This is a genomic window from Sutcliffiella halmapala (assembly GCF_050107295.1).
GTDB lineage: Bacteria > Bacillota > Bacilli > Bacillales > Bacillaceae_I > Sutcliffiella_A > Sutcliffiella_A halmapala_A.
Map to the genome: position 1 here is coordinate 528,824 of NZ_JBNIKR010000001.1, position 14,523 is coordinate 543,346.

Genomic DNA, 14,523 nt, shown 5'->3' on the forward strand with positions numbered 1-14,523 from the left:
CATTAAGGCTGCATAAGAAATCGACCGAGACTCTAAAAAGAGCAAGGTACCTGTTGTTATATTAATGACAGTGAACAACAAATGAGAAAAGAACAAATAGATTACGAAGAGGGATTCACATGAGGAAAGCCGATTTAATTTACTTGAGAGAAAGTTCAATGGATCTAATACAGGATAAAGTAGTGTTTCTCACCCTTTTGGTGGAGCTTAATCATATTGGAATAGTTGGTGAAGAAAATACTGATAAGTTCCATGATAATTCTAAAGAACTATTGGATTATATATTAGAAACTCAAGATGGAGAGCTTGCTTTACTCCTTTTACAAACGTTTCTCCATATGCAAAATCATACTAAGTTTCACCTCCAAAATAACGAGACTAATGTGAGACAGCTTTGTAAGTTGATCTTTATTCAGTTTGATAAAAATAAGGAAGAAATCTACTTTCTAACCTTAAAATTGCTGAATTCTGTGGATGAATTAAACGAAAACAAAGCAATTTATAAGAGTAATATAGCTAATATGGATGGGAACATCTATGAATGTTTCCGCTTTGACCTTACGGTAGAGTTGTTACATAGCTACCTTTTATTAGACCATGCAGATGTTAGAGGATTACTTATGGATACGCTAACAGATTGGAACGAATTTAAAGTGATTTCTCAGGAAGAGGCATTTGAAAAGCTTCTTTGGTATGGATTTTCATTTGGTGAAGAGGATTATTTAGCAGATACCATACCTGATTATGATTTTCAGATAAAAAGTGAAAGGTGGGGCATAAAATATTATGTATATTTGTTAAAAAAGTTTTCTAAATATACACCCCTAGATTCAGAAAAAGTGAATCGAGCCATTTCAAAGTTCAATAAATTACCTCATTATTCAGCAAAAGAAAAAGAATTCTTCATTCAGAAGATATACTGGCGACTAGATGATCATTCGAGAAATATAAGTAATCTTGAGATGTCTGCAGAAAAGGTGAAAGAAAAGAAAGAGGAAATTAGTACAAGTAATTAAACTTACACCTATGAATTTACCACAGGGGGTAAAGGTAAATTCAATCAACCAGAAAATACAAGTAGAATTGGCTATTTTTGAAAACTCAACAATGAAGAAACAAATTAGAAGTATACCAATTGAAGTTTTATCTTTAAAGGATCAAAAGGAGTACTATGTAAGTAGTGCAACGGTTAAGAAGCTAAAGAGTGAAAATGGACCGCATTACATTAATTTAGTTGAAAGAAGAGCCACGGTTCAAAATGAACAAAACCTAGGCTTATTCACTTGGCCGTCTACAGAGCTTTCCGGAGCAGGAATTGATTCCGAAACTAATGGGTTAAACCAGAAAAGCGCACTCATAAAACTTGGCTACCAGAAAACTGATACAACCAAAGAACATCGATGGGCAGCGTTAGAGAGAGCAGTCCCTCTAATCGGGCTAAAAAAAGTTGCTTACACAATAGCAGGAAATATCAAGCTGAGGAAAGGTCAGAAAAACGGCTTCACTAAGTATCGATATGCCATATCTGAGTGGGAGAGTGATCTAAGTAAACTCAAGTAAAAGTACTACAAAAAGGATTTTAATTGGCCAAGTACCTAAAAAAAGAACGTAGAGACATTGGATTGTCCTACGTTCTTCTATTATCTTTCGGTGAACAGACTTTCATTAGCAATTTTAGCTAAAACAGCCTCGTTAATTCTAATCATCTCTCCACCATCTGATGCTTCCCCGTCCCATATTAGAAGATAGATTTCTGCATCTTCTAGAACTTCCTGCATTTCTTTAATCAATATCCCATGATATTCACCCATTAGCTTAGCCTTACAAAGTGTGATTGCTTCCTTCGTGTCGATTTCATCCAACATCTGATTACTAGTCAAAGCTTCGAGCAAAGATTTTACATTTTGATTTTCAAGACCTCGCAACTCGTTATGATACCAAGTGATAATTTCCATAGTAAATCCCCTTTGTGTTGCTTGCTATATCTTATATTTTACCATAATTATCACTTATAGGTATAAATGGTCTTTCTTTATTGCTCAAAATTTATTAGGTTAGAGTATAAATTGTTTAATATAACATATTTTTCAATGGATATACATGGTAAAATACTATTAAATTGTGTGTTAAAAAATTATTCTATAGTGTTCTAATGTCCTATTATGAAGTTTAATAACCTAAACAAAGTTGTGAAGGAGACTGACAACAATGTCACAAATACCAACTCAGGAAAAATGGAAGTTCTCCCCTATTCCAAATATAGAAGAATCAAATTTTAATAAATCGCTAGAACGTTTTCATGACATGGGCGTAAGTGGTTTAGTCCGAGAAAATATACAAAATTCATTGGATGGTCGCTTATTGGATTATGATGGACCAGTTGTTTTAAAAATCGAAGTAGGAACAATTCATAAAGAAAATATTCCAGGTATCCAAGAAGTTAAAAACCGTATTCTGAAACTTGAAGGACGCAATAACTATACAAAAGAAACGATAAGTCATATGAAGAACAGGCTTGACCAAAATGAAATTAGATATATTTCTTTTGAAGATATAAATACGCGAGGTTTGACAGGTGCCAAAAACGGACAGAGCGGCTCAAAAAAAGATACCTGGGGGATCTATGCTTACAATAAGGGTGTTCACTTTGAGGAAGAAAGCGTAGATGTGGAAGTTTCACGAGGTGGATCTCATGGAGTTGGGAAAATTGCTTCTAATGCAGCCTCAGATCTCCATGTGATGTACTTTGCGAATTGTGATGCAAACGGTGATCAGCATTTGGGTGGTACTGTACAATTGATTGAGCATGTTCATAATGGCCAGGCCTATAGGTCAACAGGATATTTTACTAAGGTACAACAGGAGGAAAACGGTAACACAAAGTTCTATCCTTATGAGAACACCTTTCATCAAGTATTTATGAAAAATACAAGAGGGTTAAAAATCGTTATTCCATATCTCCGCGAAGAATATGATGATGAAAAAGAAATAATTAAAAGTATTTGTGATAGCTTTTTCATATCCATTCTAAAAGATAAGTTGCAAGTACATGTGAATGAAAAGGAGATTAATAAAGATACGATTTTGCAGTATGTCAAAGATCAAGACTATTATAATCAAGATATTAAAGAGGCAAAGAAAGAATTTACCCCTTTATATATAGATACATATTTGGGTATGCCTGCTAAAGAAATTACAGTATCAAATGGAGAAAAAGACTTCAGCTTTCAGCTTTACTTTAGATACGATGAAAGGATTCCAAGGGGGAGAGTAGCGGTTGTGCGTACAATTGGAATGAAGATTGAAGATTTTAAAGTTGTGGCTAACGCTACTAAACCATATAATGCGGTACTTATTGGTGGTCCTAATGAAGATGCCTACTTGAAGTCACTAGAAAATGAATCACACACACAATTATCGAAAGATCACTTTAGCGATAAGAAATTAAAGAGGCTAGCAACAAGATTTATCAATAATTTATCAACTGAGATTGCCAAGGTGATTAAAGAGGCTATAAATGAAAACAATCCAACAGATGGCTTAATCGATACACATGATATCCTATACGTTGTTGAGACACAGTTTAAAAAAGATCTCGAAACCTCTATGGGTACGGTGAAAATAAATCAAGGGAAATCATTAGTCAAGTCTACTACAAGACAATCCCAAAAAGAAAAGCGTGGGCAAAAAGAAAATACCAGCAAAGATAGCGGAAAAACCACTACTATCCGAAAACGAGATCCCCTAAAAAGGCAAAAAAGCAATGAAAATATTAATGATAATACAGAAGGGAATGAAAGGTACAGTGTGCACCCGGATATGGTGGAAAGGATCATTCTCAATAATGAAGAGATGATTAAGTTTAATTTCACAAAAAGCGATCAGCTTGCAGGAGAGAGTGCCTGCAATATTTCGTTTGCAATTATTGATGGGATGGGTGTGGAGTATTCAGATGAATTTCAGATCCAAAACAGCTATCAAGGAATTATGGATATGAAAGCTGGAGAAACTTGCTCTTACAAAAAAAACGTTATTAAGAATGTCCAAATAAAAGATGGAATTGCTTTACTACAATTAAAATTAAGAAAATCCTTCAATCGATCATTGAAGTTTGTTTATTACGTGGAGGTGTAAGGAGTGATCTATCGAAAAGATGCCAATTTTCCATATCCAGTTTTGTCTAGTACTTCCCAAAGCTACGTAAATAATATCTTTGACTTAGATGTGAACGTTAGTGAAAATGCAGACTATTTTCACTTTGAATTTGATTATGAAATTGATTCAGAATTTATTAGAGAACAAATAAGGCGCGAGAAAGCACAAGTAATCCTAATAATACAATCTAAAGATAATAAATTCTTCAGATTGAATGCAATGGATAGGTCTGTAAAACTCCACAAAAGCCGCATTTCTCTGAATAAGCGAACGTCCATCCAATTACAAATTCAAGCATTGGATGATGTATCTTTTGCGACAAATGATGATTTAAGTGAATTCTATATTCAATTTAGAAAACAGGTGACGGTCCCTAAGTATTTTTTATTAGGTTATTCCAACGTTATTACATTTGATGGCAGTATTAACAAGCCATTTGAACTCTTTGAGAAAAAATTGGATGAAAACCTAAATTCAGATATTAAGGTTGAACTGGGGCAGGAGACAATAATTATCCATTACAGAAGACCGGAGTTTCAGTTTAATCACCTTCCAAAAAGCAATGTGCTAAACAACCCCTACATATATGCAGGGCTTTCTAAAGCACTTCTGGCATTTATCATGAATAATGGTGATGATGGCGATGTAGATTTGGATGATATTCAAGAACCAGAAAATCCTTTGGATCTAAAATTATATTATTTGTTAAAAAAGAAGAACGTGTCAGAACTAAACATGGATAATATTGATGAAGTCATCTATATGATCTCGGATCGAATTATTGAGAGATATACATCAGCGTTAGGGGAGGTTATAACATATGGAAGTTAGGCTACTGGAAAAAGGATATAAAAACTTGGACTCTTTATATCCTGATTTTCTCGAAGGGAAAGTAAAGGAAAAGGAGGAGTACTTTTCTGATAAGGTGGTCTATATACGAGAAGCTCCTGATTTCCCAATATATATGGGGCGAGGAAGTGAAGAAGAAAGAAAAACGAATTTTTTAAAGGCTTTCCAAATTATTTCACAGTTTTACTTAAACACAGAGAGAGATTTGCTTTTGGATGAGACTTTTTGGCACTCGTTACTTTTAACAAATAAGCAAAACTTTATCCTCACGGAGTATCCGGAAGTTGCAGAAAAAGAAAATACTTTTCGAAACGTGGTCCTTAAAAAATTTGACTGGGAGAACTACATTTATAAAGTCATCTTAGGTGCACAATACATCCATGACAACATCACTAATCAGGAAGACCGTCTAAAGTATTATGAATTAATTATTGAGAATCTAGATCTGTATAATTATATGATAAAATACGAGATTTTTAGAAATGATCACTTTTTAATAAATATTTTAAGAATTATTGACGAATTGAACTTATCAAAAGTATTAAAAGCAAAAATTAAAGGGCGTGAAGATCTAGGGGATGATGAACGTGTGGGCCGACGTGTAATCTTTGAATTTAATAAAAGCTATCCGGTAATTATGTCCCCGATGCTTGATAAAGAAGAGCTCCAAAAGCTATTCATAGAGTACTTAAGCTATTATTATGATATTGCCGAAATGTTCCCTTATAAAGAATCTTCCTTTAAAGAGGTAGCCGCAGATTTTGCTGATGATGAGCTGGTATACAAAGATATGAGTGTAACTAGTCACAACCTCGATACAGAAGTTTCTGCTTCAGAAGACAAAAATAATATAATCTATGGAAAGCAAGAAGATAGCGGAGGTAAATTAAAAGAAAACTTACTAAAGTATTTAGATAGTCTTAAATTGGAATATGTTGATCATCGTAGTAAGGGTGGGTCCCTCTGGCTAATAGGGAACAAAGGAATTGAAAGCGCCTTAAAACCATTAGAGGAAGCGGGAGTACGCTTTAAATTTAAACCAACCGGTGGAAAGGCATCAAATTACAGGCCTGCCTGGTTTTGGTATGAAAAATAATTTTAAGGATAAAAAGTCAAATTGTGATTAATTTAGCTTTTAAAATGTAGAAACAGACCACATAAATAATCACCTTTTTTCTACTCACACCGAAGCTGTAAAGTCCAAGTCGATTCTCGAATTTATAAGAGAGTCGGCTTTATTGTTATTGAAGCAAGCCCTTTAAACCAGAAGTGCCTTTTGGAAGGAAAAAGCTGGTTTTTGTCGAAAGTGGTAATATTAGAAAAATAGTAGAAGGAGATTACATAATTGCTAACAAAAATATTACTCGAACTATTAAACAAAGTTAATACCATCCACACATTAACCTCCAATAGACCAAATAAAATAGTCCGAACTGATTCTAACGGAATTTATGTAGAATCCGAAGCTTCCAAAAGAAAATTTGAAAATAATGAAGCAACTGATCCTCATGCATACATCCCTTTTGAGTTTTTAACCACAGCATGGGAAGAATTTATTCAAAAAAGAATGGTTTCGGCTAATGATTTTACTAAAACTAGAGGTAGATCATCTTTTATAATGGCTTTTTTTGCACAACTTCCATATATAGAAGTAATGAAAGAACCAGCTGGAACAAAGATAAAGCTTAAAGAATTTAAAACGGATGAGCTTCCGTGTGAACAGTTCCATAAGGTACTACGATTTTTAGATCAGGTCACAGAGGGTGCCTATGACCCTCTAGCTTTAAGCAAACAAGCAAAGAATGATAATGAATATAGAATCCTTTCTAGAGCTAGACAGGATTTAAGGCTTCTAGGTTTGTTAAATGAAGCAAATCAAATAAGTGAGAAGTTTCATGCTTATGAGGCCTCGCAAAATAAACTAGCATTTATTAGAAACCTTGTACTTGAAAAAGAATATTTCCAAATAGCTCTTTTTGTTCTGCAACTCTTAGAAGCATACCCTAAAAACGAAAAAAAAGTTGCTCTTATTGAGTTAGGAATGCTAATTGTCCGCAACTCTCAAGGTGAAAACTTGATGGTGGAATCGGTTGCTAAGGAACGGACACATAATCTATTAATGTGGCTAGAAAAATTAGAAGTAATAGATAGTAACTGGTCACTTATAGAAGAGATAACTTTGGAGGGAAAAGTAGTGAGTACTAGAATAAGAGATCAATTCTTACATATCATTAGCAATTACCCACAAGCCAAAACCCAATCTTTTGGAGGACACTCTTTGGGTACCTTCGTAAGAAATGATGTTACTGACGAACTAAAAAAACTCCCGTTTCTTAGCGATCAATATATAGTTACCGGATCAGTTGGTCAAGGTAACTGGGCCAGTGTTCCTTGGATTGCCATTTTGAATAAGAAGATTACCTCCAGTACTCAAAGAGGCTATTACATCGTCTATCTGTTTAGTGAGGATATGCAGGAGCTATATCTGACATTTGCGCAAGGTGTTACAGAGACCTCTAAGGAAGAGATGCTAAGAATAAAAGAGGCGATTAGAAGTCAGCTTGAAATGGATACTAGGTTCCGTAAGGATGATGATATTTACCTTGGCCCTTCCAAGCGTGCAAGAGATTATGCTGCTTCAACAGCGGTATATGTGAGATATAGGCTAGAGGATTTTCCTTCCGAGGATACGATTGTCCGTGACCTGGAAAAAATGGTGGAGTATTATGAAGGTTTTATTAAATTAAATGAAGGGACTGGTTATATACCCAATGACCCACCCCAGGTTGTTGCGGTTCCAACGGCAGATTATATGAGTAAAAAAGCGCTTGTAGATCATATCTATCAGTACATAAAAAACAAAGGCTTTTTCTATGAAAAAGACGAAATTAAGAACCTTTTTCTATCCATGAAAACAAAGCCGTTTGTGATCATTTCTGGATTTTCAGGTACAGGAAAGACAATGGTTATTAAATGGTTTTCGGAAAGTCTAGGTGCTACACAAGATAACGGGCAGTTCGCATTAATTCCTGTACGACCAGATTGGAGTGACGGCTCGGATTTGATTGGATATAAGGATATTAAAGGTGATTTTATAGAAGGTCCTTTAACCAAGGTCATGTTGAAGGCTCTGGATAATCCAACAAAGCCTTACTTTGTGTTATTAGATGAAATGAATCTTGCTCGTGTGGAGTATTATTTTAGTGATCTTCTTAGTGTGATGGAGAGCAGGGATTGGAAAGATAATGAGATTATTTCTTCTGAGATTTTGAACAGGTCTATGGTGGGACGGTCAATTGGTTTCCCGGAAAACATGTACATCATTGGTACTGTTAATATGGATGAAACAACGCATCCTTTTAGCAAGAAGGTTTTAGATCGCGCAAATACGATTGAATTTAATCGAGTGAAGCTGGATTATCTGGACTTTCTTCAGGTAACAAGTGAAGCTGTAGAACCAAAAATTATTGAAAATGACATGCTTCGCTCTGATTATCTGTATTTGAAGGATCTTACGGAGAAGCATATGGAACTCATTAAAGATACATCTCTTACACTAGTCGGTATCAATGAAGCATTAAAGCCACTCGGAGCACAGGTTGGTTACCGAGTTCGGGATGAAATCTGCATGTACCTTGCCTATAACCAGGAAGGTAAGCTGTTTTCGCCTGATGACGCCTTTGATTACTGTATTGTACAGAAAATTTTGCCTAGAATATCTGGCAGTGATAGTAGAGTAGAGCACACACTAAAGGAATTATTTAAGCTCCTTACTAATCAAGAATTACGGGAAGATCAAGAGGATTATACAGCGTTCATTAAGCTCTCTAAGTACCCTCGAAGCACAGAAAAGCTTGTAGAGATGTATAGGAGGTTAACGCACGATGGCTTTACCTCTTTCTGGATTAGCTAAAGGAGATGTCGAACTAGTTAAAATCGAAACAGCCGATTTTTCCTTAGTGATAAAAGGGAAGCCCTATCATGAGAGATATGTAGGGCTCCAACAATACCGTACCATGGATTTTCATGATGAAATGCGATTCAGTGTAGTGGGAGACCATGATGAAGTCAAGATTTTTGACGTAGAAGCCTTGGAGCTGGTCGATCTTCAAACCCATCGCCCGATCTTCTTTGAAAACGGTGTGTATACTGTCATGGTGTCTCCGAAAACGGGAAAGGAATTAACGTTTTATCATGAGCATCCGATTTTTCGAAACGCAATTGACCGAGTGGAGCTTGGTCACTCCTATGTGCTGCTAGGAAACCTCCACTTTCAAAATGAAATCGGTTATTCCACCTTTGAAATTAAGGAGGGAAAACGTACCTTACTCGAGGTAACGATAGAGGTTTTCCCTACTAAGCTCAATTATAAGGAGGATTACCGAAAGCTTTTAGATGAAGTAAACGATGAAATCTATAATCTGGCCTTTCACTTTTTAAAGAAAACCTATTTAAGTGCGCAAACAAAGTTGGAAGGGTCTCCGTCCCCAGCTGAATTTTTTCGCCTTATTACGGTTTATTTTGAAACGTTTATTAAAGCAGTCGAGCAAATAGAGCGGCAGCCACATCATAAGTTAGTTAAAACCCATGAGATTGTGAGAGGTGATCGAATTAAATTCCTCGATGGAAGTGGCCGGAGCTATTTACGGAAAAACAGCCACCTTTTTCAAGAAGTAACCCATGGCATTCCAATTAGAGATAAGCAATACATGCCGAGCAAGGGGAGAACCGCCAACAAGCAAATCACCTTTCACACCTATGAAAATCGTTTTGCTAAATGGATGATTACGCGCCTTGTTAGCAAGCTTGAAGACTTGCTTTACAGGATTGAGAATAATCGCTGGTCAAAAGGCGATCAGGATGCAGAGCTGTTGGTCTCTATTGAAGGGATGAAACGCACGCTAACTAGAAAATTAAACACTCCATTCTGGATAGAGCTTGCACTCCCTGATCGAACGGTTCAGAGTCTTGTTATGCAGCTAGCACCGGGCTATCGCGATGCCTACCAAATCTACCTAACCATCTCAAAAGGACTAGCCCTACAAAACGGCATGTACAAAATGTCGGTCAAGGACGTGGCAACCTTATACGAATACTGGACCTACCTAAAGCTAGGACAAATCCTAAACAAAAAATACGATATGATTAGCCAGGACATTATAAAGGTTGATCGTAAGGGCTTGCAGGTTAATATGGAAGCCAATCGCCGAGCAACCCGCGTGTACAGGCATCCAGTTACAAAAGAGAAGATCACTCTAACGTACCAAAAATACGAAGGCAACCTTCCTACAATCGCTCAAGTACCAGACACGATGCTCAGTATTGAGAAAAAAGGGGATGCTTATACCTTCAACTATGTCTTTGATGCCAAATACAGAATAGATTTCGCGCTCGAGGGTAGCTATTACGGCAAAAAATATTACACTCCTGGCCCAATGGAAGAAGACATCAATACCATGCATCGCTACCGTGACTCCATTGTAACCGAACAAAACGGTCCCTACGAACGCTCAGCATTTGGTGCCTATGTTCTTTTTCCGTGGAACGAAGAACAGCTCTATCAGGACCAACACTTTTACAAAAGCATCGGTAAAGTAAATATCGGAGCACTTCCTTTCCTACCGAATGCCACGGATCTTGTGGAGCGCTTTATCGAAAACCTCATCGACAAGAGTCCGGAGGAAATCCAAAGCGAAGGCATTCTCCCTAGAGGCTCTCTGCAAAAGTGGCAGGAAAGAGTGGAGGAGAAGGTGCTGGTGGGAGTGGTCTCATCGGAGAGTCAATATCGAGAAAATATGAGGTCAGCTCAATACCAGATTCCAGCTGCTGTATTAAAAAGAGGATGGCAGGAAGCGAAGTATGTGGCACTCTACCTTACAAAGGAAGTTGGAATGGACAACGGGGTTGTTTGTTATGGAAGAGTGAATCATGTTGATGTTAGTGGAGACAGAGCAACATTCACAGTGGAACACTGGAAGAGGTTAAACAACGTAATTGTGCCTGTTGGTTATGGAGTGGCTCAATACATGATGACCACCCTAAGAAGCTTGGAAAACTCGACTGAGCTACCCGAGCTGTTTATGAAATCCGAGGAAGAGAAAGTTGTATGGCAGATGTTAAGGCGGTTGTCGGATCGGATCAAGGTAGAATTGGACAATAAGAGAGTGGATGAGGCAGAGCGGGTAGTGAAGTATAACATTAAGGATGCGACGGTTATTTTTAATCGGGAGTTAGAGGCTTTGGAGATTGTGAAGGGAAATGTGGTTCAGAGAGTAAGTTTTGAGGAGTTAAAAAACGACCGAGTGAAAGTGTTCAGGAATCTGCTTAACTGATTGCTAGGAGGAACACATATGACAGTTTACAACAAGCTAGTCCGAGACAACATCCCTCAAATCATTGAAGCCACAGGAAAAAAGTTCACAACAAGAATTTTAAACGACCAGGAATTCATTAAGCACCTTAAACAAAAATGCTACGAGGAATTAGACGAGTATTGTGCAGCAAATACAAATGAGGAAGCTGTAGAAGAACTTGCCGACTTAATGGAAATTATCCGTTCTCTAGCAAAATACCACGGATTATCTATGGAGGAAATAGAGAAGATTCGTCAGGGGAAAGCAGTGAAACGCGGTGAGTTTGAGGAGAAGGTTTTTTTGGTTGAGGTGGAAGAGTAGTAGTGTGAGGTATTAGAATAGTGTACTTTATTGATGATAAAAGTAAAAAGACATGCGCGACATGTCTTTTTTTGTGGAAAATAAAGGATAATGTAATTTTTTGTAGAACCTTAATTAGGATCTATATTTTTAAAGTATTTTGGGTGTTCAAGGGATATACATGCGTGACACTCAAGTGGGATTATAATTAAACAATACTACTGACTAGGAGAAAAAGAAATGGCCTTAATTAAAGGGAATACCATAAAAAAATCATGAAAGAAAGAAATACAGTTCATAATGAAGTAGATAATACATATACAAGCTTTATAGATAAAGAAGGAAATAGAATCCTTCAAATTGATACCTATGGATCCAACCAAAGAGAATTTCGTGGCAAGGTAAGTCAATCTATTCAATTTGATAAAGAATCTGCTCAGGAATTTTTAAAAGTTATTAAGAAAGAATTTAACATTTAAGCAAGTTACAAAATGAATCTGATGATATACGAAGGGTTTGAATGATTTGAATAAACCGCATCTCAATCTTATGCAGTTCTTTGAAGGCTTTGTAAAAAATTATAGAAAACTGAATTTAAATACATTACATAACAGATCAATGTTTACTCAGAGAGAAATAAATTATTTTGTAGATTTAGGAGAGATGCTTGGGTTCGATAGCTTTGTAGAAGATTCAAAATTTGATAAGCTAAAGAACCGTTCTCGGCCTATGGACTTATCCTGGTGGAAGTGGGATCTGAGAGTAGATCCAGAGAATTATGACTATCTTGCATTACATCTAGAAAGAGAAAGCCTCTGGAGTAAGGATGAGGAAACAATTGAAAAGCTATTTTCCGAAACCGATGAGGGTTTTATTCCTAAAGATGTAGTCGGGATACTATACGTGGAATCTGTAAACCGAATCTCATTTTTAAACCAATTAATACTAGAGAAGAATAAGAAACAAAAATCGAATGTATTAATGATATATAGGTTTAATGATGAGAGTTTAGGAGTAGAAAGAGTGTGGGCGTATCACTTCGTTGTAAACGGTATAGAAGGAGTAAGGAAAGCTATTTGTAAGCAAGATGAGTTCGGCTACTATAATATGTGTTTTGAAGAAGAGTTTCATCCTTTAAGTAACAATATTGAAGAGGATATTAAATCTAAATTTGACTGGGAAAACAGTAGTGAATTTTTCGAAACTAAAATGATTCGGAATAGAGTAAATGCAGACAAATTATTCGTTAGTTTATTAAAAAGAATAGAAGAGAATGAGCTAGACTATAGAAAGAGTTACTCTATTAAAGAAATTGCAGACATTATTCCTAGAGGGACAGCTGGGATATCCAATTATGCAACCTATGGCTTTTCATTAATGAGCATGTTCAGCAGCCAGAAAAATAGAGATTACTTTATATTCGAGGATAACAATCTAAGAACAAAAATAACTTCAATTTGTAATGACACTTATAACCGCGATAATTATTATTGGAAGAAGCACTTGCTAGATGTAAAAGTTATTATTAATCCTAAATATATAAAGAAGTAGTAATTTTCCAGTAAGGTTAATAGAAATGGGGAACTTCAAACTACTATAAAAATACTCATACTTTGTGAGTATAAGATAATGCTTGTATTCCAAAGAAAATTGCTATGTACAAATATAGACCATTTATTATTAAAATTTCTTATACCGATTGGAGGATAACATGAAAACCCAGGCTGAAGCTGTCATAGAAGCATTTATTACTCTCGGAAACGAAAGAAACATTGCTGAAATAAGAGATTGGGTTACAAAGCAATACGGAGAGAAGTGGAAGGACTTTGGGACTATCATGGCTGATATGGTTCCACGGGAATTGGGAGGGAATAACAGCTCTACTGTCCCCACTAGATACAGACAATTAGGAAGAGTTAGGCCAGGTGTATATAGATTGATAGGGGAATAGGAGGAATGAAGATGATCAAAGTTTATGGGAAAAACAATGAAGAAATCCATTCGTTAAGTGATTGGCTGACCTACGCAGCTCCTGCCAAGAAGGGTGGGCATTTGAAAGATTTCAGAAGTGCAATGGAATTGGCGAAATGCTGGTTTCGTGATGGAGAAGCAAAGGTTCCAGAAGAGCTGCAGTCCCTGTTAGATGCAAATGATATTACAAAGGGCCTGGTTATTTCTGAAGCATACCCCGAGAAAGAAACCAGATTGGACAATTACGGAAAAGGAAGAAATCATGATCTCGTTCTATTCGGGGAAACGGGGAAAGAAAGGATTCTCCTATCTGTAGAAGCAAAGGCGGACGAAGCCTATGGGAAGGTGGTAGGGGATTACCTGAAGAGTGTGAGTGCACGATCAAACGTTCCAAACAGAATCGAGCATCTAACATCCTCCATCCTTGGCACGAAAACTAGCGAACACCTCAGATATCAACTTCTGCACGCCATTGCCGGAACGCTTATTGAAGCAAAAGAGTTCGGCGCCACACAAGCCATTTTCCTTGTTCATGAATTTCACTCAGTAGAAACGAACTCCAAGAATGTTACGAGAAACAAAGATGATCTGAATAGATTCTTATTCGACTTGTTCGAGCAGGACATTGACCTACAGCCAAACGAATTGCTGGGACCAGTATCAGTAAACGGGGGAGAGTTTGTTCCTGAGGGGATACCGTTGTATGTGGGGAAGATCGTGACGGATTTATAGTAGATGTTTTGTACTTTGAAAATTGTACGGAACTAAGAAAGAAATATCCAAATGGTGTAGCTTCTGATCATCCAGCCTATCAACCTAAAATGGATAGAGATAAAGATAATTTTGCCTGTGAAAGATAGATACTGAATGATGAATAATCCCTTCTCAAATAATG

13 protein-coding genes and 1 pseudogene are annotated in these 14,523 nt (G+C 36.6%); 13 read left to right on the top strand and 1 reads right to left on the bottom strand.

Going from position 1 to position 14,523, the window contains the following annotated elements; all coding sequences use genetic code 11:
* Positions 1-119: 119 nt before the first annotated feature.
* Both ACQCT5_RS02540 and ACQCT5_RS02545 read left to right on the top strand, forming a co-directional pair.
* Positions 120-1,016, top strand: coding sequence for a hypothetical protein (locus tag ACQCT5_RS02540; RefSeq protein WP_499638685.1), 897 nt, complete (start codon positions 120-122; stop codon positions 1,014-1,016).
* 91 nt (positions 1,017-1,107) lie between these two features.
* A complete protein-coding gene (locus ACQCT5_RS02545; protein WP_499638687.1) occupies positions 1,108-1,560 on the top strand; it encodes a hypothetical protein in 453 nt (150 codons plus the stop codon).
* A gap of 80 nt (positions 1,561-1,640) precedes the next feature.
* Here ACQCT5_RS02545 and ACQCT5_RS02550 read toward each other — a convergent pair whose 3' ends face one another.
* On the bottom strand, positions 1,641-1,955 hold the full coding sequence (locus tag ACQCT5_RS02550; protein WP_499638689.1) for a hypothetical protein: 315 nt from the start codon (positions 1,953-1,955) through the stop codon (positions 1,641-1,643).
* 253 nt (positions 1,956-2,208) lie between these two features.
* Here ACQCT5_RS02550 and ACQCT5_RS02555 point away from each other — a divergent pair, with 253 nt between their 5' ends.
* The 11 genes and pseudogenes from ACQCT5_RS02555 to ACQCT5_RS02605 all read left to right on the top strand — a co-directional run.
* Positions 2,209-4,134 (top strand): hypothetical protein, encoded by a 1,926-nt coding sequence (locus ACQCT5_RS02555; RefSeq protein ID WP_499638691.1) that lies wholly within the window; start codon positions 2,209-2,211, stop codon positions 4,132-4,134.
* Positions 4,135-4,137: 3 nt separating this feature from the next.
* Positions 4,138-4,986, top strand: coding sequence for a hypothetical protein (locus tag ACQCT5_RS02560; RefSeq protein WP_499638693.1), 849 nt, complete (start codon positions 4,138-4,140; stop codon positions 4,984-4,986).
* Positions 4,976-6,100 carry a hypothetical protein gene (locus ACQCT5_RS02565; RefSeq protein ID WP_499638695.1) on the top strand — a complete coding sequence of 375 codons (1,125 nt, stop codon included), beginning with the start codon at positions 4,976-4,978 and terminating at the stop codon, positions 6,098-6,100. The genes ACQCT5_RS02560 and ACQCT5_RS02565 overlap by 11 nt, the downstream gene beginning before the upstream one ends.
* Before the next feature lie 249 nt (positions 6,101-6,349).
* Complete coding sequence (locus ACQCT5_RS02570; RefSeq protein ID WP_499638697.1) at positions 6,350-8,917, top strand: MrcB family domain-containing protein; 2,568 nt, start codon at positions 6,350-6,352, stop codon at positions 8,915-8,917.
* Entirely contained in the window at positions 8,889-11,336 is a 2,448-nt protein-coding gene (locus tag ACQCT5_RS02575; protein WP_499638699.1) for a DUF2357 domain-containing protein, read from the top strand. Before ACQCT5_RS02570 ends, ACQCT5_RS02575 begins: the two co-directional genes overlap by 29 nt.
* Positions 11,337-11,354: 18 nt before the next feature.
* Positions 11,355-11,678, top strand: coding sequence for a pyrophosphohydrolase domain-containing protein (locus tag ACQCT5_RS02580; RefSeq protein WP_499638701.1), 324 nt, complete (start codon positions 11,355-11,357; stop codon positions 11,676-11,678).
* Positions 11,679-11,932: 254 nt separating this feature from the next.
* Entirely contained in the window at positions 11,933-12,136 is a 204-nt protein-coding gene (locus ACQCT5_RS02585) for a hypothetical protein (RefSeq protein WP_499638703.1), read from the top strand.
* 46 nt (positions 12,137-12,182) lie between these two features.
* Positions 12,183-13,208, top strand: a complete 1,026-nt coding sequence (locus tag ACQCT5_RS02590) for a hypothetical protein (protein WP_499638705.1) — start codon at positions 12,183-12,185, stop codon at positions 13,206-13,208.
* 160 nt (positions 13,209-13,368) lie between these two features.
* A complete protein-coding gene (locus tag ACQCT5_RS02595) occupies positions 13,369-13,608 on the top strand; it encodes a hypothetical protein (RefSeq protein ID WP_499638707.1) in 240 nt (79 codons plus the stop codon).
* Between the two features lie 11 nt (positions 13,609-13,619).
* A complete protein-coding gene (locus tag ACQCT5_RS02600) occupies positions 13,620-14,360 on the top strand; it encodes a DUF6946 family protein (protein ID WP_499638709.1) in 741 nt (246 codons plus the stop codon).
* A 14-nt stretch (positions 14,361-14,374) separates the two neighbouring features.
* Positions 14,375-14,488: pseudogene (locus ACQCT5_RS02605) on the top strand (excalibur calcium-binding domain-containing protein); the annotation flags it as partial.
* Between the last annotated feature and the right edge of the window lie 35 nt (positions 14,489-14,523).